This is a genomic window from Pantoea eucrina (genome assembly GCF_002095385.1).
In the GTDB taxonomy this organism is placed as follows: domain Bacteria; phylum Pseudomonadota; class Gammaproteobacteria; order Enterobacterales; family Enterobacteriaceae; genus Pantoea; species Pantoea eucrina.
This window is the reverse complement of record NZ_MIPP01000026.1, coordinates 1-23,504: the sequence shown is the minus strand read 5'-3', so window position 1 is coordinate 23,504 and position 23,504 is coordinate 1. Positions and strand designations below refer to the sequence as shown.

General features: G+C 58.3%; 16 protein-coding genes and 1 tRNA gene. 6 read left to right on the top strand and 11 right to left on the bottom strand.

The genetic code is table 11. From position 1 onward, the window contains the following. Positions 1 to 6: 6 nt before the first annotated feature. The 4 genes from purK to ppiB all read right to left on the bottom strand — a co-directional run bounded on the left by purK (position 7) and on the right by ppiB (position 2,919). A complete protein-coding gene (gene purK / locus HA43_RS12225) occupies positions 7 to 1,071 on the bottom strand; it encodes a 5-(carboxyamino)imidazole ribonucleotide synthase (protein WP_039383059.1) in 1,065 nt (354 codons plus the stop codon). Next, complete coding sequence (purE, locus tag HA43_RS12220; protein ID WP_039383061.1) at positions 1,068 to 1,577, bottom strand: 5-(carboxyamino)imidazole ribonucleotide mutase; 510 nt, start codon at positions 1,575 to 1,577, stop codon at positions 1,068 to 1,070. Before purE ends, purK begins: the two co-directional genes overlap by 4 nt. A gap of 131 nt (positions 1,578 to 1,708) precedes the next feature. Beyond that, positions 1,709 to 2,425 carry a UDP-2,3-diacylglucosamine diphosphatase gene (gene lpxH / locus HA43_RS12215; RefSeq protein WP_094111780.1) on the bottom strand — a complete coding sequence of 239 codons (717 nt, stop codon included), beginning with the start codon at positions 2,423 to 2,425 and terminating at the stop codon, positions 1,709 to 1,711. After that, entirely contained in the window at positions 2,425 to 2,919 is a 495-nt protein-coding gene (ppiB, locus tag HA43_RS12210) for a peptidylprolyl isomerase B (RefSeq protein ID WP_039383066.1), read from the bottom strand. Before ppiB ends, lpxH begins: the two co-directional genes overlap by 1 nt. A gap of 215 nt (positions 2,920 to 3,134) precedes the next feature. On the opposite strand from ppiB, the gene cysS reads away from it, so the two are divergent. Further along, positions 3,135 to 4,520, top strand: coding sequence for a cysteine--tRNA ligase (gene cysS / locus HA43_RS12205; protein ID WP_094111779.1), 1,386 nt, complete (start codon positions 3,135 to 3,137; stop codon positions 4,518 to 4,520). 33 nt (positions 4,521 to 4,553) lie between these two features. Here cysS and ybcJ read toward each other — a convergent pair whose 3' ends face one another. Next, positions 4,554 to 4,766, bottom strand: a complete 213-nt coding sequence (ybcJ, locus tag HA43_RS12200) for a ribosome-associated protein YbcJ (RefSeq protein ID WP_039383070.1) — start codon at positions 4,764 to 4,766, stop codon at positions 4,554 to 4,556. After that, entirely contained in the window at positions 4,766 to 5,632 is an 867-nt protein-coding gene (folD, locus tag HA43_RS12195; RefSeq protein ID WP_039383072.1) for a bifunctional methylenetetrahydrofolate dehydrogenase/methenyltetrahydrofolate cyclohydrolase FolD, read from the bottom strand. Before folD ends, ybcJ begins: the two co-directional genes overlap by 1 nt. A gap of 175 nt (positions 5,633 to 5,807) precedes the next feature. On the opposite strand from folD, the gene HA43_RS12190 reads away from it, so the two are divergent. Together HA43_RS12190 and HA43_RS12185 are read left to right on the top strand one after the other, a co-directional pair. Beyond that, positions 5,808 to 6,311 carry a DUF1198 family protein gene (locus HA43_RS12190; RefSeq protein ID WP_039383074.1) on the top strand — a complete coding sequence of 168 codons (504 nt, stop codon included), beginning with the start codon at positions 5,808 to 5,810 and terminating at the stop codon, positions 6,309 to 6,311. Between the two features lie 95 nt (positions 6,312 to 6,406). After that, a tRNA-Arg gene (locus HA43_RS12185) sits at positions 6,407 to 6,483 on the top strand. Positions 6,484 to 6,676: 193 nt separating this feature from the next. Here HA43_RS12185 and HA43_RS12180 read toward each other — a convergent pair. From HA43_RS12180 to HA43_RS12160, 5 genes are read right to left on the bottom strand one after another with little or no spacing between them, the layout of a single operon-like run. Further along, entirely contained in the window at positions 6,677 to 8,101 is a 1,425-nt protein-coding gene (locus tag HA43_RS12180; RefSeq protein ID WP_094111778.1) for a hypothetical protein, read from the bottom strand. Then, on the bottom strand, positions 8,102 to 8,356 hold the full coding sequence (locus HA43_RS12175; protein ID WP_094111777.1) for a PAAR domain-containing protein: 255 nt from the start codon (positions 8,354 to 8,356) through the stop codon (positions 8,102 to 8,104). It abuts the gene before it with no gap. Between the two features lie 50 nt (positions 8,357 to 8,406). Then, complete coding sequence (locus HA43_RS12170) at positions 8,407 to 9,159, bottom strand: T6SS immunity protein Tli3 family protein (protein ID WP_094111776.1); 753 nt, start codon at positions 9,157 to 9,159, stop codon at positions 8,407 to 8,409. Next, positions 9,153 to 11,297, bottom strand: coding sequence for a T6SS effector phospholipase Tle3 domain-containing protein (locus HA43_RS12165; protein WP_094111775.1), 2,145 nt, complete (start codon positions 11,295 to 11,297; stop codon positions 9,153 to 9,155). The genes HA43_RS12170 and HA43_RS12165 overlap by 7 nt, the downstream gene beginning before the upstream one ends. Further along, positions 11,294 to 13,831 (bottom strand): type VI secretion system Vgr family protein, encoded by a 2,538-nt coding sequence (locus HA43_RS12160; protein ID WP_094111774.1) that lies wholly within the window; start codon positions 13,829 to 13,831, stop codon positions 11,294 to 11,296. Before HA43_RS12160 ends, HA43_RS12165 begins: the two co-directional genes overlap by 4 nt. A 435-nt stretch (positions 13,832 to 14,266) precedes the next feature. Between HA43_RS12160 and HA43_RS12155 the strand changes: the two genes are divergently transcribed. From HA43_RS12155 to HA43_RS12145, 3 genes are all read left to right on the top strand, one after another. Then, a complete protein-coding gene (locus tag HA43_RS12155; RefSeq protein ID WP_083429512.1) occupies positions 14,267 to 15,958 on the top strand; it encodes a ShlB/FhaC/HecB family hemolysin secretion/activation protein in 1,692 nt (563 codons plus the stop codon). Between the two features lie 2 nt (positions 15,959 to 15,960). Further along, entirely contained in the window at positions 15,961 to 16,488 is a 528-nt protein-coding gene (locus HA43_RS12150; RefSeq protein WP_094111773.1) for a toxin-activating lysine-acyltransferase, read from the top strand. Positions 16,489 to 16,500: 12 nt separating this feature from the next. Next, on the top strand, positions 16,501 to 23,504 hold a 7,004-nt coding region (locus HA43_RS12145; protein ID WP_094111772.1), incomplete at its 3' end, for a hemagglutinin repeat-containing protein.

The following is a 23,504-nucleotide window of genomic DNA, read 5'->3' as shown; positions in this document are numbered from 1 at the left end:
AGCAACTCAGAGCTTCGCCTGCGCCCAGGCGAGGCCCGAGGCGTATTCCGGCGGCAGCAGCGGCTGCAGCGCGTGCAGGGCAGTGGCAAGACGTGATGGCTCACTGTCAGTGAGATTCAGGTGTCCCACCTTGCGGCCAGGCCGGACCTCTTTGCCATACCAGTGCAGATGCACCAGCGGCTGCGCCAGCCAGGCGTGGTTTACGTCGCTGCCGATCAGATTCACCATCACCGAGGGTGCGAATACCGCCGGCTGCGGCAGCGGCAGGCCAAGAATGGCGCGCAGATGCAGCTCAAACTGGCTGATGGACGCGCCGTTCTGCGTCCAGTGACCGCTGTTGTGCACGCGCGGTGCCAGCTCATTGATCAGCAGTCCCTGCGGCGTGATAAAGCACTCCATCGCCATGACGCCCACGTAATCCAGCGCCTGCATAATGGCGCGCAGCATGGTTTCCGCCTGCTGCTGCTGTGCACTATCCGCCTGCGGGAACGCCACGCTGGTGCGCAGAATGCCCTCTTCGTGCAGGTTGTGTGTCAGCGGGTAGAATACCATGCTGCCATCCTGACCGCGCGCGCCTACCAGCGAAACCTCACCGCTAAAATTTATGCCCTGTTCAACAATGCACTCGCCATAGCACTCAGCGGGTAACGTCTCTGTTTCATCCGCCCGCAGCCGCCACTGGCCGCGACCGTCATAACCGCCGGTGCGGCGTTTGACAATCGCCAGTTCGCCCAGCTTCTCAAACACCGCCGGCCACTCATCAGGTGCGGCCAGCAGCTGCCACGGTGCGGTAGCCAGACCAAGCTCATCCAGCAGCTGCTTCTGCGTCAAACGGTCGGCAAGGCGCGGGAAGATATCGCGGTTCACAAAGGCGGGGTGGCGGGCGAGCTCGCGCGTCAGGGCGGTTTCCGGCCAGCGTTCAATCTCGGCGGTGATCACGCTCTCTGCAATGGGCAGCGAGGCGGGCTCCGCATCCAGTCCCACCGGATAGACCGCAATGCCCAGCGGCTCAGCCGCCTGGCGCAGCATACGGCCCAGCTGACCGTTACCCAGTACGCATACCGGCTTCATGCCTCACCCCGCGGATCCGGATTCTCCAGCACCTCATCGGTCTGCGCCTGGCGCCACGCGGTGAGACGCGATGCCAGTGCCGCATCGTGGGTGGCCAGGATCTGCGCGGCCAGCAGCGCCGCGTTGGCTGCGCCCGCTTTGCCAATGGCCAGCGTACCCACCGGAATGCCGCGCGGCATCTGTACAATCGAGTAGAGGCTGTCAACACCGCTCAGCGCGGCGCTCTGCACCGGTACGCCCAGCACCGGCACCAGCGTTTTTGCTGCGATCATGCCGGGCAGATGCGCAGCACCGCCGGCGCCCGCAATAATCACCTGGTAGCCATGCGCAGCGGCACCTTCAGCAAAACTGAACAGCTTGTCCGGGGTGCGGTGGGCAGAAACCACCTCCACGTGAAAGGGAACGTCCAGGCTGTTGAGAATTTCCTCGGCGAACTGCATGGTAGCCCAGTCACTTCTGGAACCCATGACGATAGCGATACGGGCCGGGGCGGCAGTGGATGACATGCGGTCAACTCCTGTGAATAGACAAACGAACCTGGCCGGTGAGGCAGGTAAGAAGGGCACAGAGGATAGCATGAGATAGCAGCAAGGAAAACGGTTGCGCGGCCAGAAAACGGGCAATTGCACCCGTAAAATCAGAAGGGGAAGGCGATCAGTTTTATGCCGCTGGCGTCCAGCTGGATCATCGAGCCTGCGTTGTGCCATGCCCCAAGAACAGCGCGCTGCGCGGGAAGACCATTCAGAGAGAGCGTGTGGATTTCCGGCCGGTGCGTATGGCCGTGGATCAGCAGCGGAGCCTGCTGGCGCTGCATGGCTGCTGCCACCGCCTGCGGGTTTACATCCATAATGGCCAGCGATTTATGCTGGTTCGCCTGCCGGCTGCCGGCGCGCATTCTGGTCGCGATGCGCAACCGCAGACGCAGTGGCAACGCCAGAAACAGCCGCTGCAGCCAGCGCTGGTGGACCTTTGCGCGAAAGCGCTGATAGCCAGCATCGTCCGTGCAGAGCGTGTCGCCGTGCATAATCAGCACGCGCTGACCATACAGCTCCAGCACCTTCTCCTCCGGCAATAGCGTCATGCCGCTGGCGCGGGCAAAGCGCTTGCCCAGCAGGAAATCGCGGTTGCCGTGAATAAAATAGACCGGCACCGGCAGGGCGCGCAGGGCGGTGGCGATCTGCTGATGCAGCGGATTAGGATCGTCATCGCCAATCCAGGCTTCAAACAGATCGCCCAGGATGTAAAGCGCCTCGCACTGCCGCGCTTCACCCTGCAAAAAATGCAGAAAACCGGCAGTAATTGCCGGTTCTTCCTGACACAGATGGAGATCTGCGATAAACAGCGTGCGCGACATTACTCGCTGACGGTCACTTTCTGGATGACAACGTCTTCGGTCGGCACGTCCTGATGCATACCGCTGCGGCCGGTTTTCACCGCTTTGATTTTTTCGACGACATCCATACCTTCAACCACTTCAGCAAACACGCAGTAACCCCAGCCCTGCAGGCTTTCGTCGCGGAAGTTCAGGAAGTCGTTGTCAGCAACGTTGATAAAGAACTGTGCGGTTGCCGAGTGCGGAGCCTGAGTGCGCGCCATCGCCAGCGTGCCTTTGGTGTTTTTCAGGCCGTTGTTCGCTTCGTTGCGGATTTCAGCTTTGGTGGCTTTCTGCTTCATGCCCGGTTCGAAACCGCCGCCCTGAACCATAAAGCCATTGATGACACGGTGGAAAATAGTGTTGTCATAAAAACCTTCACGGCAGTAGTCCAGGAAGTTCTGTACGGTGGCCGGCGCTTTATCATCAAAGGTTTTGATTACGATATCGCCATGGTTCGTCTGGAAAGTGACCATTATATTCGTCCTGTGGAGGTTGTATTCAGTATCAGTTGCCGCGTTCGCGTACGGACGGGCATTTTGTCGACGCCTCTTATAACATAATTTCCCGGAACGCGTCAGCAAGGCAACGGCATCTGGTATCTCAGCGATGCACAAGTCAGAAAAATACGGCACAATATCAGGCTACCAAAGAAGGCGTCTCCCGCACACGATAAAAACGGAACCGTTCAATGCTAAAGATCTATAACACCCTGAGTCGACAGAAAGAGGAATTTAAACCTATTCATGCTGGTGAAATCGGCATGTACGTGTGTGGTATTACGGTTTACGACCTCTGTCATATCGGCCACGGGCGTACGTTTGTGGCATTTGACGTGGTGGCGCGTTACCTGCGCTATATTGGCTATCAGCTGAAGTATGTGCGTAATATCACTGATATTGATGACAAAATTATTCGCCGCGCTAACGAAAATGGCGAAACCATTGAGACGCTGACCAACCGCATGATTGCGGAGATGCACCAGGATTTTGCCGCACTGGGCATCCTGCCGCCGGATCTGGAACCACGTGCCACGCGCCATATCGCGGAAATTATTGAGCTGGTGGAGCGGCTGATTGAACGCGGTCACGCCTACGTGGCGGAGAACGGCGATGTGATGTTTGATGTGCTGAGCGATACCGATTATGGCGCGCTGTCGCGTCAGGATCTGGAGCAGCTGCAGGCGGGTGCCCGTGTGGAAGTGGCAGAGGTAAAACGCAACCCGATGGATTTCGTGCTGTGGAAGATGTCCAAAGCCGATGAGCCGTCGTGGGAATCGCCGTGGGGCAACGGTCGTCCGGGCTGGCACATCGAGTGCTCCGCCATGAACTGCAAGCAGCTTGGCAGCCACTTTGATATTCACGGCGGCGGCTCTGACCTGATGTTTCCGCACCATGAAAATGAAGTGGCGCAGTCCACCTGCGCGCACGACGGTCCCTATGTCAATTACTGGATGCACTCCGGCATGGTGATGGTTGACCGTGAGAAGATGTCAAAATCACTCGGCAACTTCTTCACCGTGCGCGATGTGCTGCAGCACTATGACGCCGAAACCGTACGCTATTTCCTGATGTCAGGACACTATCGCAGCCAGCTTAACTACGGCGAAGATAACCTCAACCAAGCACGTGCGGCGCTGGAGCGTCTGTATACCGCACTGCGGCATACCGATACCGGCGCGCAGCCTGCCGGTGGCGAAGCTTTTGAAGCGCGTTTCCGCGCGGCGATGGATGATGACTTCAACACGCCGGAAGCCTACTCGGTGCTGTTTGATATGGCGCGCGACGTGAACCGCCTGAAGAGTGAAGATAAAGCGGCGGCTGACGGGCTGGCGGCCAGATTGCGCGAGCTGGCGAATGTGCTGGGGATTTTGCAGCAGGATCCGGAGCTGTTCCTGCAGAGCGGAGCGCAGACGAATAATGACGAAGTCGCAGAGATTGAGCAGCTGATCAAAATGCGCAACGACGCGCGTCAGGCGAAAGACTGGGCGCAGGCGGATGTGGCGCGTGACCGGCTTAACGCGCTCGGCATTGTGCTGGAAGATGGTCCGCAGGGCACCACCTGGCGACGTAAATAAGAAAAAAGGGCGAACCCGGGTTCGCCCTTTTTGCTATGCGACCACCGTTATGCGCTGGCCGGCAAACTCTACCGTCTGTCCGGCGACGATTTTACAGCGCTTGCGCGTTTCAATCGCCCCGTTCACGCGCACTTCACCTTCATCAATCACCGCTTTGGCCTGCGCGCCGCTCTCTACCCAGCCTTCCAGCTTCAGCAGATCGCAAAGATCAACGTGCTGATGTTTACCCAGTGAGAAACTCGCCATTATGCTTCCTCCACGTCGTGATACGCTTCGCACGCCAGCAGCGTGTTTTCAATTAAAGTGGCTACTGTCATCGGTCCGACCCCGCCCGGGACTGGCGTAATGTAAGAGGCGCGCTCAGCGGCAGCGGCAAAATCAACGTCGCCCACCACTTTACCGCTCTCCAGCCGGTTGATGCCGACGTCAATCACCACCGCGCCTGGTTTGATCCAGTCACCCGGAATAAAACCGGGCTTGCCCACGGCCACGACCAGCAGATCGGCGTGCTCCACGTGATGGCGCAGATCGCGGGTGAAGCGGTGAGTAACCGTCGTGGTACAGCCTGCCAGCAGCAGCTCCATGCTCATCGGGCGGCCAACGATGTTAGACGCGCCGACCACTACGGCGTTCAGGCCATAGGTATCGATGTTATAACGCTCCAGCAGCGTGATAATACCGCGCGGCGTGCAGGGACGCAGTTTCGGCGCACGCTGGCAGAGGCGACCCACGTTATATGGATGGAAACCATCCACATCTTTATCCGGCGTGATGCGCTCCAGCACCTTGACGTTGTCGATACCGGCCGGCAGCGGTAGCTGCACCAGAATGCCGTCAATCGCCGGGTCACTGTTCAGCTCATCAATCAGCGTCAGCAGCTCGCTTTCGCCGGTGGAGTCGGGCAGGTTATAAGCACGGGAGACAAAGCCCACCTCTTCGCAGGCGCGACGTTTGTGCGTGACGTAGATCTGCGAAGCGGGATTTTCGCCCACCAGGATCACGGCCAGACCCGGCGCACGTTTGCCCGCCGCCAGGCGCTGCTGCACTTTTTCCGCAACTTCGCTACGCACCTGCTGCGCAATCGTTTTACCGTCAATAATTTTTGCTGCCATCAGAGAGGAAATCCATCTGTAGAGAGTTAAATCGGGGATGGTGCCTATTCTGGCAGAAGCGCGGGCAGCTGTCAGTCACAGTTTCAGCAGCCTGCGCGCTTTCAGGCTTTTTTCGTGGTGACGCGTGCCAGCCTGCATGGGTATGATATCTGCAGGACACTCTGGGAACGATGTAATGATCTGGATAATGCTTGCCACTCTGGCAGTGGTGTTTGTGGCTGGATTTCAGCTGATCACCGCCGCCTCACGTCACGCTGCCCAGCGGCTCAGCAAGCGGCTGCAGCTGCCGCCGGTACAGGTGGAGTCAATGCTCTCGATGATGGGGAAAGAGGCGGCGAAAGAGTTCACCGACTACCTCAGCCGCGATAACGAAACGCATCTGCACAATGGCGCAGCGGTACTGCTGATCTGGCAGGTACTGATTGTTGACGGCAGCGAGGAGAACAGCCAGCGCTGGCATGCGATCCTCAGCCGCGCCGGTTTCCCGGCACTCATCAGCCGCCAGCAGCTGCTGCTCGCGCTGGGCTTTCTGCGCCAGCTGGAGCCGGACAGCCAGGAGCTGCACGCGCGGCGTGAGCAATATAATGCGCGCTTTACGCCACAAGGGATTGAGCTGGAAGGGGAATCCACCGGCACCAGTAATCTCGTGTCGCTCAGCGAATGGCGCAAACGCCATTGATGCAAATTGGTTATTCCCGCAGCACTCCGCTGCACAGAAACGGCAAAAACGTTGACGTACCCGCTTCCCGACGTATAATCCGACCCAACTCCTCAGCGCCCTTAGCTCAGCTGGATAGAGCACCGGCCTTCTAAGCCGTAGGTCACAGGTTCGAATCCTGTAGGGCGCGCCAAGTCAAATCAAGCAGTTACGCCACTCCGCCAGCTTTCATTTTTTCAGCATGGGACAGATTTGGGACACGACTGCCTGAGGGTCGCCGTCGCAGTTTTTCGCCGCTCTGTTAACAATAGCGGCTCAGCTATCTGAATTAACAATACAGTGACATAAGGATTTCAGACGCGGTTGCTGAAACCGTACAGTATGTTTTATTCGTAATCATAATATCTGTTCAGCTCAGCTTCTTTTTTATAACTTTTCCCGAGCATAAACCCGATAGATAAAAGCGTTAAGATTATCGGCATGATAAATACTGCGCTGCGGGTAAAGAAATCTTTTTCAAAGCTCCATCCCACCTCGATACTGATTGTCATAAGCAGCAGAGAGGTGGCAAGTATAAAACTGCAGCCAAGCAGACTGCCGCTCTTTTTGAGACTTTTGATGTAGGCAGGGCTGTAATTGTCCTCGGGCCGGGCAAGTTTCCCGTTCATTTGAAGAAACGTGATTTGCTCGCCTCTCTTCTCCCTTGCTGCCAGCAGCTGAGCACGTTCTCCGTTACGAACTGCCATGGCTGCCCAGTCCATCATCAGCCACTGATAGCCCGTCGTCCAGGTATCGGCTATCCGCATATTTTGCCAGCTCCGGACGTTAATTCCTGCATTGTTCTCCGCCAGGGAATTTTTCAGCAAATTAAGACTTTCTCCCTGCAGATCGCTGGTCCAGACGTGCCGCAGGTCAGCGGGCCTGACTTGCCCGGCAGACAGCAGTGCATTAATCCTGCGCTCAAGGTTATAAATTTGAGCGCTCATTCCTTTAAAACAGCAGACCGGCACTCTGTTTCCGCTTATTTGCCGGTAGCGGGAAAAGAGCAGTGCACAGGCATATTCACAAAAGTTACGATTATCGCCATCATGCAGTTCGGCAATTAACAGCAGACGAAATCCGTTAAACGACCCGTCTGTCCACTGCTGAACCAGTGACAGTTCAGGCATGTCGTCAAAATAGTGAAAGCTGGCATGGCGGAATGCGGCATGGAAAGAGCGGACCAGCGATGTGATGTCATCGCGAACAGATCCTGCTGTATTACCCATGTAGAGAAACAGTTCAGGACGTTCGGTGATGGCGTCAATCTGTGTCAGATCCAGCTGTTCCAGCAGGCGCTGCACTGTGACCAGCATCCGTCCCATGCCTGACCTTTCATCATCCTCAACGGAAAGCCTGAGGGGAATATCGCCATCCACCGGCATTTTCCCCTCAAGTCCGAGCATTTTCAGGGCTGCGTTATCAACCGGAAAGATTGAGGTGTGTTCAGCCAGCAGCGTCCATTCAGAAGCCCGTGATTGCCAGTCTGATTCAACACCGCAGTACGCAAGCTGCATCAAAAGACGCCAGCAACAGAGAATGTTGAAAAAAATAAAGCATAGCGAAACAACCGTCATGCAGACCGCAACAGGGAGCGCCAGTAATCGCCAGATAAGCATGCTGAGCGTTAGCTGCGCATTCTCAAGCGTCAGGGCACTGAACATCAGCATCAATATAAGGGCCACAATACCTGCAGCTATCGTAAACAGACGGGGAAAGCGTATTTCCGTTTTCTCCGGACAAGAGAGCAACGGCTTCCAGAAATATTTCATTTATCGCACTCCTGCTTCGGGCAAAGAGCTTAATAGCAGGCATCCGCACGCCACTTTGCAACGATGGGTCACAACGTGACGGCCGTTCATGATCCAGGCAGGATGCCCTTCAGCAGCAGCGGTTTCACCATGCTGACTGCACCGCGCTTTGTCGCCGATCAGCATTACCGGCTTACCATCGAACATCTCTCCTGAAGCTTCAGTAACATAGCCTCCCGCCGACAGGCGGTCTCCCAGTCGAATAACGCCATCCATGAAATATCCTTACTCTCTGTCCTGTTAAATTTATTTTTGTGCAAATGAAATCACATTCCCGCCTTCATATCGCACTGCATGCGGGTCCAGCCCGTATAGCCCTTTACCTCCGGCACCCGGGTCGGCAGATTCTGGAAGTTGGCGTAATACTGCTCCATTCTTACTGGCAGGATGCGGGGGTCGATATAAAGGAGACCCCAGCGCGAAACGTTCTCACCTTTGCCAGGACGAATAGCGTCCAGCCGGTCATAGTAAACTTTGCCTTTAAATGTATAGCTGTAGTTAATCCCTTCTCCGCCCGGCATGATGCGCGGATCGTCAAAAGGGTGAGAGGACATATAGAGGTGTCCCTGCTTCGTCAGCAGAAATCCCTGGTCGTTGACCACGGTCAGGGAAGCGATGTTTTCGTATGCGGGAGAATCAGAACCCGCTTCGTCATCTTCACGGCCTTTTACGGTTGAAGACATCCATGTGCGACCATAATCTCGTGAAATTGTCATGCCGGAAGAGTTCCACCATGGAACAGCGATGTAGCGTTCGGAGGCGTTGATGTAGGGCTTGGTAAAGATGCGATAAAACTGCGACGATACCTCACTGCGGATATCGCGCTTCTCATCCACAAACCACAGGGCGCCCTCGCAGGCGACCCCGTGCAGCTCCAGCCAGCGGTGGTCGTCAAAGCGGTACACCACCTGCACCGGCATCTGCCGTTTCTTCAGCGGCTTGCCGCTGCAGCCGCTGGCAGTCAGCACAATCAAAGCTGCCAGCGCTGTAATTACAATGTGTTTCCATAACGTCACCATATCGTTCCCTCCGCTTTTTTCTTTGCCGGCACATCGCGATAGCCTGCCGGCTCCGGCATGCCCCACTGATGTACAGGCACTTCTTTATGATGCACCTCCGGATGCCGGGCGGGCTCTACGCACGTTTTCGGACCATAATCATTCACCACGCCGAACTCACCAACCGGCAAAGTTTGATCCGGTTTATTCATAAATTGTTTGGTTTCTTCCAAATCCAGAATGCCGGTTTTATGATAATTTTTTGTTTTTGCATCCGGATTAAACTCGTGCCGCCAGTCTGCACGCTTGCGCAGATTGAGCCAGAAGGCGGGATCTTCAAAGGCCATGCAGTTACCGATGGCGAGGTCGTAGGCAACAGCCTTTTCCTGCACGTTCTGATCCATCACTATTGAAGAGTGCTGGCTGAACCTCACCGGATCGCCATATTTTTCCATCTCGTTGATTTCTTCGCTTGTTTTACGCCGCTTCAGCTGGTAGCGCTGCGTGCTGCTGCCGACCACGCGACCGGAGACAAACGCGGTGCCGTAATACCGGTTGACCGCAGCCAGCTCGGTTTCAGACAGCAGCTGACCGGAGCGATGCGGATAAACAAATCCGATCGCCGGACGAAACTCTGTCACCTGCCAGGCGTTCTCATACTCGCGGGCGGAGTAGTCGATATAGCGATCTTCGCCTCCAACGCCCGTTTTATATTTCATGTCCCCGCTGCGATCGTGCCCCATCAGGGTCAGCTCTATCACTTCAGGCAGGGCCTCGGCGTTTTCAGTCACGCCGCTTTCCATTGGATAGGCCACGTTAGTGGGCCAGCCGTCATACGTAAAATCACCGGGCCGGAAAGCAGGCTTTTTGAAAGGCGCACCGGACGCGTTACCGCCCGTACTGTGGTGCTGACAGAACGCGCGCTGATAGAGATTGGGTATGCCGCCGGCGAGCGTATCAGGAATACCGCGCCAGCCGATGCCCTGCACACTGGACAGCGACACCGTGCCGTCATTCGGGCAGAAATAGTTATAAACCCGGCCGTAGTTATTGCGGCTGTAGCGGGGATCGCTGCTCCAGCGGTGTTTGCGCCACAGCGTGGTATCGTGGTACATGGCTGTGACAAACTCCGGCCGGTAGCAACCCGTGGCGTCATACTTTGGATTTGTGGCCATCAGCCGGCAGAAATTACGCAGCGTCTCCTGACGCCCGTGCGACGTCTGCTGCTTGCCGGGCAGCATATTTTCCATGAGCCGCGGATCAAGTGAGTAGGGGGAGTGGCAGAGGATGGCGCAGTCGGCAACCGGATAATCAGCTACCTGTTGCCTGACCAGCATATTCGCCAGCATGGTAATGATGGTGCCCTGGCTGTGCGCCACTATATTGATGGTGTCGTGACGTGTACTGGGGTTCTTTCTGATTTCCAGAATCAGATCTGCCAGCCGCTGAGCAGCAAAAAACTGATAAATGCGGTGCGGATTGCCATAAATCGGGTGGGTAAAGTCCCCGCCGTTAAGTTTGCGGCTGTAGATCCCCGCCATCCAGATGGCCCCGCCGTTCGCGCCGGGCCCCAGCATGTCAGGAATGCAGGTGGTTGCGTTAGCAAAGGTGCCGCCATTCTTCGCTGCTGCCAGGTTCAGCACGTTGCCGTAGTTATCGTTGCAGAAGCCGCGTCCCTCAGCGTTCAGCTTTTTCAGCCGTACCGGATCATCTTCCTGAAACGCATCGTAGGGGAGAACTGTTTCCAGCCCGAGGCGGGCGACCTCATCACGGTAGCGCCGCTGGTCTGCGTTATAGGTTTCACGATCGACCGGGCGATAGCCCCAGTAGAACGGAATAACCGGCGATCGCCCGCTGGCCGTCACGCGCTTTGGCGCATCTTTCAGGTCGGTTAATCCCTCAATTTCACTCCACTGGTGCGGGTACATGTCGTCGCGCGCCAGTCGGGTATTCAGCCCGGCAATAATCCCTTTCTCCTGCGTTTCGTAAGCTTCGCCGATGTCGTTGACGCCGTGTACAAGAATAACAATACAGGGCAGGGGGCTGTTTACAGGAAACTCCTGCATCAGCATACCGCCGGCGGTATCGCGATTAAGGCCGATGAAGCTGCCCAGTTCCGGATCGTTAAAGGCGCTGTTTTTTGAGGTGTGATGAGTCATCGCTTTGCCTCCCTGATAAGCGTAACAACCAGCTGTTCGGTCTCTGCAAGATCCAGCAGCGGAGAGTGCCCGGCAGCATCGGTGATACCCTCCACCGTGCTGCCGTCCGGCCGGGTAACGCGGAAGGGCTGGCTGACCAGCGGGTGTTTCCGGTCGCCGTTTCGGTACAGGCGTACACCGCGCGCCAGCGGGTTATCTTTAAACAGCGGATCGACAATTTTTGCTGGTTCCCCCTTCTGATAAACAAGAGTCGGCGCTTTCTGCTCAATGTGCGCCGGCGAGAATATCTCTACGCCGCCGTTCGGGTGCAGGCGGATCCCGCCGCCGCCGCAGTGCAGATACAGGCCTTTTTTGGCGCTTATCTGAAGCTCTCCGTTGACGCTGGCGATCTGCATGTTCCGATCGGCAAGCGCCGCCAGCTGGCCGCGCTGCGCCTGAAGCGTGATATCGCCAGACGCGGCAATCAGTTTGATGCCAAGCCTGCGCACAAAGGCGGAAATTCCCTGGCCCGCCGCGACAGAAAGACGTTTGAACACGCTGACGCTGCCGTTACTGCCGGCGGTGATCACCGCATCTTTACCGGCGGCGAGATGGAGGCTTTCAGGTGTTGCCTGTGCAATACCCGCTTCACCCCAGGAGAGAATGCCCGGCTGCGCCAGCCCGGAAACGGCCTGCTGCAGCGCCTGCTGCGGGGCAGTGTCAGCGCCGTCAGCGCCGGCCCCGGCGGCCGACGACTGCAGGCTGTAAGCTATGCTGAGCGCCTGCTCCAGATGCGCGATCGCGTCGGTCATCTCCAGCAGCGTTCCGCGTGCACCGGTCTGCGCGGCGGTCGTCAGGTAGATCCCCTTTGCGGCACGCACGGTGGCGTGATGATCGGTGCGCAACTCTGCGCCTTTACCGCGTGCTTTGCGACCGGTATCGACCATATGACCGAGGTTAAGCTGCGTTTTGCCGAACTCGGTTGATAGCTTGATGTGCTCATTGCCTGCCGCATCTTCCAGCCGGATTTTGTTCTTCCCCTTTGTCCGGATAACATTGCGCGTGCTGTTACTATCGTTAACGACGTCCGGATTTAGCGCGTCATGCAATACATGGGCAATGTAAGGCCGCTCGGGATCGCCACTTTCAAATGCGATTGCCACCTCCGTGTTGTCCAGCAGCGGAAAATGCACGCCATACTTATCGCCTGCGTAGATGCGGGCCAGACGGACAGGCATGCTTTCCCTGCCTTTCTCCCAGCTGGCGAGATCAAAACTGAATTTCACCCGATAGCGCCCCTGACTATCGGGACGGGCAAGGCTATCGTTCATAACGCTGCCGGAGACGCGGGCGGGAATCGTTCCTGAGATAACCGGTCTTGGCAGGCGCTCCGGCCGGAAAGCGGCGCGCTCACTACAGGGAATACCGCTGAGTGCCGTCTGATAGCCTGTTGCCCGGCTTGCGCGGCAGACGCTCTCAACGATAAGAAAGCCGGACATAAATGCTTCAGGCTGCTCGCCGTCGATTTCAGCCACCATGCCCGGCTGCAGTGCGGGATCGTCAGTGATGGCTTCCAGACACGTCCGGCCGGACAGATGGCGCTCATGGCGGATGCGGGCATAGTGCCAGGCTGTTTCAGCATCTCCGCCCTGAATGCTGCTCCACCGATCGCCCGTGCTATGCTGAATATCAGCGTAGTGATAATCGCTGCCTGTGGTGTAGGGAGCTTCACCGCTCATGTCCGCCTCATGTTCCGGCGGAATAAGCCGGCTTTGCCGGTAGTCGTAATTGCGCGTACGTACCGATGCAGGCACCACCGCTGAGTGGCAGCGCATCTGCCATATTGTCAGGGTATCGCCTGTTAACCCTGCTCCGGGCAGCGACTGAATTTTCGCGCCAGATAGGTAGCCTGCCTGCTGATCGGCAAATACGATGACGGTGATCTCTTCAGCAGTTTCATGTTTGCAGAAGCGGAACCAGATCCCGACTTCAGAAAGCAGACGCCGGATAAAACTCAGGTCACTCTCTCCCCACTGAACGATCATCTCACGCCTGGGGTAACGCCACTGCAGCAGGCTCATGTCAATCTCATAATCCCTAAAGCCGTGCGACTTCAGGACAGAATTGACGAGCTCGGGAACAGACGTCCGCTGATAGATAGCGTACCGGTGCGTGCTGGACATCAGCGCCAGAGGATGTTCGAGTGTGACTTCATACGTTGATTCGTCAACGCTGGTTGATATATGGGAAAGGCGGGTGATAACCCCATAAATTTTGCGTAATGTGTGCCAGCGATCCTTAGCAGGCCGAAAGAGGGAGCACGCCGTGGAACAGGCCCGCATCATAAAAACTGCCGGCTGCATCATCACTTTCTCAGGTGGTATATCCTGAACGGATGAAGTAAAGCGGATGATAAATCGATAGGGCTGGCTAAGGGACTCTCGCCCTTCGAAAGATTTAACGTCTGCAACGATCTCGCAGCTTTCAAAGGCGAGCAGATAGTGATTGAGCGAATCCGCAACGGCGAATGAGCCCGAACGTCCTGTCAGGGGCATAGATATCCTTATTTAGTTTGGCATTACAAACCATAAGGACAAGTGTAAATAATTACAGAGGGTTAGTATATTGTAAAATTTGATTTAATTCTGGCTCTGATTCCGACAGGGGAGAAGCATTGAACCCTGCAGGGCAACGGACTCTGGTCATGATTTTTTCGGTTTTCCGCCCCTATCCTGAGTCAGCAGACGGATGCGCTTTTGCCAGCAGTCCGGCCTTTCAGTAAATAATGGCCCTTTTTTGCCTCTCTCTACTCTCGCTGCTGCATAACATACATCCCGGAAAAATTAGCAGAATGATTAATCAGTCTAAATTATCTGGCTTAAAAAAAACCATACTGACGTTGTTATCAGGTCATTTTCGTGAATAATATGCGGCAATTTTTATATTAATTAATAAGATTTGCGTTTAGTTTACGTGACAAGGATTGTCTGATGGTTTCATCTGATACATCAATTACGCTCTGTTTCTCTTTTCTGGTTGCTGCTTTTATAACCAGCGAGGCCACTGCGGAGCCCTTGCCTGATGCAGGTGAACAGGTCCGGCAGCAGCAACAGCGCCAGCGGGCGCTGGAGCAGCAGATAGAGCCGAAAGCGCCTGATGTGCGACTTTCACCGCCCGCTTCTGGTTTTGGCCGCCTCTCTTTTCCTGCAGAAAAACCCTGCTTTCCTCTCACGCGTATCGTGCTTGAAGGGCAGCAGGCGCTGCCGCACTGGCTGCCGCTTAACGCTATTGCCAGCCAGGCGCAGGGAAAGTGCCTGGGCGGGCGCGGCATTAATCTGCTGATGAGTACGCTGCAAAACCGGCTGGTTGATCATGGCTATGTTACTACGCGGGTGCTGGCACCTTCGCAGGACCTTAACAGCGGCACGCTACGGCTGGTGATCCTGCCCGGTTACGTGCGGGAGGCCAGACTGACGCCGGGTAGCGATCGTTATCTGTGGCTCTACAGCGCATTTCCTGCCCGCGACGGTAATCTGCTGGATTTGCGTGATATCGAACAGGGGCTGGAAAACCTGCAGCGGCTGCCGACCGTGGTAGCCGATATGTCGGTCGTGCCCGGTGAACAGCCGGGCGAGAGCGATATAGAGGTACGCTGGCAGCAGAAAAAGATGTGGCGCCTCGGTCTCTCGCTGGATGATTCCGGTACGCGCAGCACCGGACGCTATCTGGGTGGCGTCACGCTGTCGCTCGATAACCCTTTTGCGCTGAGCGATCTTTTTTATCTGTCGGCCACGCACGATCTGCAGGGCAAAGGCGGTAAAGGCAGCAAAAACGTCATCGGCCACTACTCGGTGCCGTTTGGATACTGGATGTTCTCCGCAACGGCCAGCGACTATGACTATCACCAGACGGTCGCCGGAACCCATCAGGACTACCGCTATAGCGGAAAAAGTCAGAGCCTCGATTTACAGCTTAGCCGGGTACTGCATCGCAGCGGCTCGCAAAAAACCTCGCTGACCTATGACGTCCTGACGCGCGAAACCCGCAACTATATCAACGACACCGAAGTTCAGGTGCAGCATCGCCAGACGGCGGCGTGGCGTATCGGTCTGCAACACCGCCACTATATCCGCCAGGCGACGCTGGATGCGGGCATCAGCTATCAGCGCGGCACGCGCTGGTTCGGTGCCCAGCCCGCACCCGAGGAGTATTTCGGCGAGGCGACGGCGCTGAGCAAAATCGTTCAGCTCAATGCGCAGTTCAGCCTGCCGTTCAGCATCGGCAGCCAGCATTTTCGCTACGGTGCGCAATACCTGCGTCAGATGAGTAATACGCCGCTCACGCCGCAGGAGCAGTTTTCGATAGGTAACCGCTGGACTGTGCGCGGTTTCGACGGCGAACGCACGCTGAACGCGAGCCGCGGCTGGTTCGTCCGCAATGACATCGCCTGGAGTACGCCGCTGCCTGCACAGGAGTTCTACCTGGGCGCGGACTATGGCGAGGTGGGCGGCGCGGGCAGTGAGCTGCTGACCGGCCAGCATCTGGCGGGCGGGGTGGCGGGGCTGCGCGGTCAGGCCTGGAATACCGGTTATGACCTGTTTATCGGGACGCCGCTGTCGAAGCCTGACGGTTTACGCACCAGCAGCGTCACGCTCGGCTTCAACCTCAACTGGAGCTACTGAGAATGCGCGCAGGCAAGTATGAGGTTAAATCACCGCTGATTCTGGGCGGTGAAGAGAGTGAAGCGGAAATACTGGGATCGGCGGTGTGGCTCTGGATGCACTCGCCGCTGCATCGTGATGCGCCGCTGCACGCCCTGCCGACGCTGCTGCTGCCGATCATCAAACAGCGACAATATGTGCTGGTGGCTGAAGCCGGTACGCCGGTTTTTTTCTTCAGCTGGGCCTGGCTGAACGAAGAAGCCGAAGCGCTTTATCTTACACGGCCCGCTATCCATTTTCCGCCTGACGCGTGGAACAGTGGCACACGCATGTGGTGCTGCGACTGGATCGCGCCATTTGGCCATACCGTAGCGATGAGTCGCCTGATCCGGCGCGATCTCTTTCCTCATGCCTGCTGGCGGGCATTAGATCACCGCGGTGAGCAGCGCGGCAGGCGCGTATTCAGCTTTCATGGCAGCCGCGTGACCCATAAAGCGGCAAAAACGTGGCGCCAGCAGCATCCGCTCGCCGCCGCGTTACCGCAAATCTGATAAGGATATTAGATGAACAAAAATCGCTACCGCGTGATTTTTAACACAGTCCGCGGCATGCTGATGGTGGTGCCGGATATTGCTAAATCAGGCCGGGCCGGCAGCGCACGCGCGTCAGGTCTCAGCCACACGCTTAGCAGCTTCACTGGCCGAGTCGGCGCATTATGTTTTAGTCTCTGGCTGGCGATGGGCGTGATACAGCCTGCCAGCGCCGCCATTGTGGCAGATGCACAGGCGCCTGGCGGCCAGCGGCCCACGATAATAAACAGCGCCAGCGGTACGCCGCAGATCAATATCCAGACGCCCTCCGCAGGCGGTGTTTCCCGCAATACGTATAGTCAGTTTGATGTCGGAAAGCGGGGAGCGATCCTCAACAACTCCCACAAAAACGTTCAGACCGGACTCGGCGGGATGGTAAGCGGCAATCCCTGGCTGGCCCGGGGCGAAGCCAAAGTGATCCTGAATGAGGTTAACTCACGCAATCCCAGCCGCCTCAACGGCTTTGTTGAAGTCGCGGGTCAGAAAGCCCAGGTCGTTATCGCCAACCCGTCCGGGATCACCTGCAACGGCTGCGGATTTATCAATGCCAGTCGCGGCACCCTGACCACCGGACAGGCGCAGCTCAACAATGGCAACCTGACGGGCTTTAACGTTGAACGCGGTGAAGTGGTGGTCGAAGGGGCGGGGATGGACAGCTCACGCCAGGACTATACCGACATTATTGCCCGATCGGTGAAGGTCAATGCCAGCGTCTGGGCCAGGGATCTTCGCGTCACCACCGGACGAAACAAGGTGGATGCCGCACACCAGCAGGTCACGAAGCAGAGCGACGAGCCCGCTACAGAACCCCGGATGGCGCTTGATGTCTCCAGCCTGGGCGGCATGTATGCCGGAAAAATCCGTCTGGTCGGCACGGAGAGGGGCGTCGGCGTTCGCAATGCGGGCAATATTGGCGCGCAGGCGGGTTCGGTGGTTATCACCGCTGATGGCCGCATTGAGAACAGCGGCGCTATTCAGAGCCGTAGCGATCTGCAGCTCGCCGCGCGGCAAGGGGTCAGCAACAGCGGTACGATCTTTTCTGGCGGAAAAGCGTCGGTAACCAGTGCGGCAGATGTGCAGAACCGCGGCTCTGTTGTGGCACGCAATGACGTTACGCTGCAGGCTGGCAGCCTCAACAGCACGGCTTCAGGCGTTCTCGCGGCAGGTGTGCAGGATGACGGCAGGCCTGGTGAATCGGGCAATCTGACCCTGACGACAACGGGCCAGCTTCGCGCGCAGGGGAAAAACCTGGCCGGCGGCAGCCTGAGCGCACGCGGGCAGACTATTGACCTCAGCGGCAGCCGTACTGAGGGTAAAAACCTGACGCTCGACGCCCGCGAGGGCGATATCGCGACGCGCAGCGGCACCCTGACCGCGCAGCAGCAGCTCACCGCGCGCACCGGAAAAATGCTGAACAACGATGGCGCCACGCTGACAGCCAGCAAGCTCAACCTGCAGGCGCGCGATCTCTCCAGCCAGCAGGGTCAGATCCTGCAAACCGGGCGTGACGATCTCACGCTTAGTTTCGCGGGCAGCCTGAATAATCAGGGCGGCCGTATCGTGACTAACAGCGACAACCTGACGCTCAATGCGGCTGCGATCGCTAACCAGTCGGGTGACATCACCCATACAGGCCGTGGCACACTGTCGATCACCACCGGTAATCTGCGCGGCAGTAAGGGATCGCTGCGCTCAAATGGTCAGCTCACCCTGCGCGGTGGCGATGTCGATCTTGATAGCGGCACCACCTCGGCCCGGCAGATTGATATCAACGCGGACAGCCTGGCGAACCGGCAGGGCTTTATCGCGAGTGAAGGCGATCTCAGTCTGCGAGGCGCACAGCTGGCTAATCAGCAGGGCGTTGTGAGGGCGGGTAAGACGCTGCGCGTCACGGCGGATGCGCTGCAGAACGGTCAGGGCAGGATAGTCAGTAGCGACACCGGGCATGTGGATGCCCGCTTACTGGATAACCGTAACGGCCAGCTGGCGGCGCAGCAGGCGCTGACGCTGCGCGGCGATACGCTCGATAATCGTGACGGCGGCCTTATCCAGAGCGGTGCGCAGCTTGATATCGGCGCAGAGACGCTGCTTAATCAGAACAGCGGCGAAAAAGGCGGCGTGATCAGCCAGGGCGACATGCTTATCCGCGCCGGACAGATAAACAATACGCAGGGTCTGACGCTGAGCGGAAACGCGTTGCAACTGGCGGCTGGCGGCCTGAATAATGTCGCTGGCACGCTGGTGGCACAGGAGCAGCTCAGCCTCGACACGCACTCTGCGTTCAACAACCGGGCAGGTCTGCTGCAGGGCGGTAGCGTGCTTATCGACAGCCACGGCGAGGCGATCGATAACCAGAGCGGCACCCTCTACAGCCTTAGCGATCTTCATCTGCACAGCGGCGCGATCGACAATCAGGCCGGAACCGTGGGCGCGAAAGGCGATCTTACGCTGCAGAGTGGTGAAGTGGATAACCGCAGCGGCGGGCGCATCCTCAGCGAGCAGGCGGCTTCGCTGGAAATGGCGCGTCTGGATAACCGTGGCGGAGAGATCCAGAGCATTGGCGATCTGCTGGTGAGTGCGCAGAGCATAATAGACAATGCGGGCGGCCTGATTCGCAGCGGCGCGAACGCCGTGCTGAACGCATTGCAGCTGAACAATCAGGATACTCAGGGTGATCAGCAGGGGATTGAAGCGGCCAGCCTGCGGATCAACAGCGACGATGTGTTCAATCAGCGCGGCATGTTACTGGCCGATCGGCAACTAACCATCAGCAGCCGTGGCTCGGTCGATAACCGGCAGGGTACGATTTCGGCCGGAGAAGATCTGCTGCTGCAGAGCAATGACCTGACGCCGGAGAGTCGCCTGCGCAGCTTCAGAGTGGCGCAGCCTCAGAGCAATAGTCTGACGCTGGAAAATCGGGAGGGCGTCCTTAAAGCGGGCCGATCGCTAACGATCCGTGCCGATCGCCTGGCGGGTGACGGACAGATCCTCTCCCTGGGTGACATCACGCTGGTCAGCCAGCAGAGCCTGAACAACCGTGGCGAGATGATTGCCAACGGCAATTTCAACTTCACAACCGCAGGCGATGTTGACAACAGCGGTAAACTGCTGGCGGGCGGCAAGCTCGATCTGCGCGCCCCCCACCTGCTGAACGCTGCCACCGGCGAAATCAATGCCGGACAGAACTGGCTGACGCTTAGCGGACAGCTGACCAACTATGGGCTGATCGACGGCAAACAGACGCTGCTGAAGGCGTCGGTGCTGACCAATACCGGCAGTGGCCGGATCTATGGCGACAGCGTTGGCGTACAGGCTGATATTTTCAACAACCTGGCGGAAAACGGCACTGCCGCCACGCTGGCGGGACGTGAGCGGGTGGATATCGGCGTGCAGACGCTGAACAATCGTGACCACGGCCTGATCTACAGTGCCGGCGATATGGCGCTGGGCGGTGAGCTGAATGCTGACGGCCTGGCAACCGGCAGAGCGGGCACCCTCAATAATCACAGCTCCACCATCGAGTCAGCGGGCAACATGCAGATGGCTGCCGGTGAAATCAATAACGTCAACGATCGTTTCAGCACCGGGCTGGTAACCGTGTCTTCGGAGGCGATTACCGGGTATCAGCACTCGGGCGATACCGTTCGCTGGAAAGCTGGCGAGCCGGGCGTCTTTGTTGACCGCAACTCAGCCGACTCACTGCTTAATCTCAACACGCCAGGCAATACCGGCAGCAATAACGATAACTTCTACCAGTATGACTACACGCGTACGGTGCAGGAGACGCAGATCGCCGAAAGCGATCCGGCGAAGATTATCGCGGGCGGTGATTTGACGATAAACGCTGACCGCGTGCTGAATGATAAGAGCCAGATTATCGCGGGCAATACGCTGACAATAAACGCGCGCGATCTCAATAACGTCGAGGTGGCGGGCCAGCGAATCACGACTGACGTCGGTAAGGTGACTCACTACAAGCGCATCCGTCATAAAGGTGGCGACGAGCAGGGCGACAGCACATCGGATTACACGCCGCCGGACGTGATTGAGACCATTGCCCTGAAGCCAGGAGAGCTGGTCGATCACGGTGAACTGAGCGGCAACCCCCTTTCGCTCGTCCCACAGAGCACAGAGGGAACCGACGCCACGACGGGGCGTGCGGGCGGCGTGAATGCCCATATCACAGGCAGCATGCCTGACATTGCCGCGCTGCTTAAACCCGGCCAGCATTTTGATGTGCCCGGCAGCCAGGGGGAGAACGCGAGCGTGATCCGCATCGTCGGGCCCGATACGCGCCTGCCGGACAACAGCCTGTTCAGAACCAATCCCTCTCCCGGCGGGAAATATCTGGTAGAGACCGATCCGCGCTTTACTCAGGAGAAGCAGTGGCTGAGCAGCGACTATATGCAGGACGCCCTGACGCAGAACAGCGATAACGTACTGAAGCGCCTGGGTGACGGCTATTACGAGCAGCGGCTGATCCGGGAACAGGTCATGAACCTGACAGGGCAGCGCTACCTGGGCGGCTTTACCAACGACGAAGATCAGTACAAGGCGCTGATGAACAACGCTATCGCCTTTAGTCAGCGCTATCACCTGACGCCAGGCGTGGCGCTGACGCCTGAGCAGATGGGACTGCTGACAAAAGATATTGTCTGGCTGGTTAATGCGCAGGTCAGACTGCCGAATGGCTCCAGCCAGACGGTGCTGGTACCGCAGGTGTATGCGCGCATTCAGCCAAACGATGTCGATGGCAGCGGTGCGCTGATTGCGGGCCGCAACCTCAACCTGAACCTGGGCGGTGGCCTGTTTAACAGCGGTACGCTGGCCGGGCGCGAAGTGGTGAAGCTGAGCGCCGGTAATATCACCAACATGGCGGGGACGATCAAAGGCGCCAGTGTCGATCTTCTCGCCCGCGCAGATATCAATAACATCGGCGGCGTGATCGGGGCAACCGACTCGCTGCTCGCCCACGCCGGACGGGATATCAATACCGTCAGCACAACCCGCAGCGTGAGCAGCCGGAACGGTGAGAACCAGTTCGACCGGACCACGGTGGATAGCGTGGCAGGCATGTACGTGCAGGGCGACGACGGCCGGCTGATACTGCAGGCCGGACGTGATATCACTCTCACGGCGGCGCAGGTGGTTAACAGCGGCGACAATAGCCAGACGGTGATTAAGGCCGGACGCGATCTGACGCTCAATACCGTCAGTACGGCGAATCGGGACACGCTTGTCTGGGATAGCGATAACAGCCTGAAGCAGGGCAATACGCAGGAGATCGGCAGCGAAGTCGTCAGCAAGGGCGATCTCTCGCTGCTGGCAGGCAACGATCTTCATGCCCGCGCGGCCACCCTGTCGGCAGATGTTGCGCTGGCGCTGACCGCGGGACATGACGTCACACTGACAAACGGCGAGAACACGCGGGATCTGGACGAGCGGCAAAAGACGACGGGCAGCAGCGGCTGGCTGTCGAAGAGCACGACAACCACACGCGACCAGATTTCGCGTCAGACGGCGCAGGGGAGTTCGCTGAATGGCGACACTATTTCCGTGGCGGCGGGCAACGATCTGCGCGTACAGGGCAGCCAGATAGCGAGTACCGGCGATCTCTCTCTGCAGGCGGGCCACGATCTCAGCGTTACCGGAGCGACTGAACGCAACAGTGAACAGCATCTGGCGCAGGAGAAAAAGAGCGGGTTTTCCGGCACCGGCGGTATCGGCTTCAGTTACGGCAAACAGAGCCTGAAAACCACCGACACCGCGCAGGAGACGACCAGCCAGGGCAGCACCGTGGGCAGCGTGAACGGCAGCGTGTCGCTGACGGCGGGCAACCGGCTGGATATCAACGGCTCCGATCTTATCGCGGGCAAAAACCTGACGCTGGACGGCCGCGAGGTGAGCATCACCGCAGCGGAAAACCAGAGCAGCCAGACGCACCGGGTGGAGCAGAAAACCTCGGGCCTGACGCTGGCGCTTTCCGGCACGGCAGGCAGCGCGCTGAACACGGCGGCGCAGACGGTGCAGGAGGCGAAGTCTGCCGACAGCGGACGGCTGGCGGCGCTGCAGGGTACTAAAGCGGCGCTCAGCGGCGTGCAGGCGGTGCAGGCCGGCCGGCTGGCAGAGGCGCAGGGCGACAGCCCGGAGAACAACAACGCCATCGGCGTCAGCCTCTCTTACGGTAGCCAGTCTTCCACTTCCACACAGCGCAGCGAGCAGCGCACCGCACAGGGCAGCAGCCTGACGGCGGGCGATAATCTGAGCGTGGTGGCGCGCGGCAGCGGCGTGAAAGGGCACGGTGGTGACCTGACGGTGCAGGGCAGCCAGCTGCAGGCGGGCAGAGACCTGCTGCTGTCGGCGAACCGGGACCTCAACCTGCTGTCGGCCGCGAACACCTCGTCGCTGGAGGGTAAAAACGAGAGCCACGGCGGCACGGCGGGCATCGGCATCGGCGCGGGTCAGGGCGGCTGGGGCATCAGCGTCTCCGCCAGCGCAAATAAGGCAAAAGGCAGCGAGCAGGGCAGCGGCGTCACCCACACGGAAACGCAGGTGAGCGCGGGCCGTGAGGTGACGCTGGTAAGCGGGCACGACACCACGCTTCAGGGCGCGCAGGTGAGCGGCGAAAAAATCAGGGCGGACGTGGCGCGCAACCTGACGCTGACGAGCGAGCAGGACAGCGACCGCTACGACTCGAAGCAGCAGAGCGCCAGCGCCGGGGGCAGCTTCACCTTCGGGTCGATGACCGGCTCGGCGAACGTGAACCTGAGCCGGGATAAGATGCACAGCACCTGGCAGAGCGTGGAGGAGCAGACCGGCCTGTTCGCGGGGAAAGGCGGCTTTGACGTGACGGCTGGAGGGCACACGCAGCTGAACGGCGCGGTTATCGGCTCGACGGCGACGGCGGATAAAAACCGTCTGGAGACGGGCACGCTGGGCTGGCGCGACATCGAAAACCGGGCGGACTATAAGGTGAA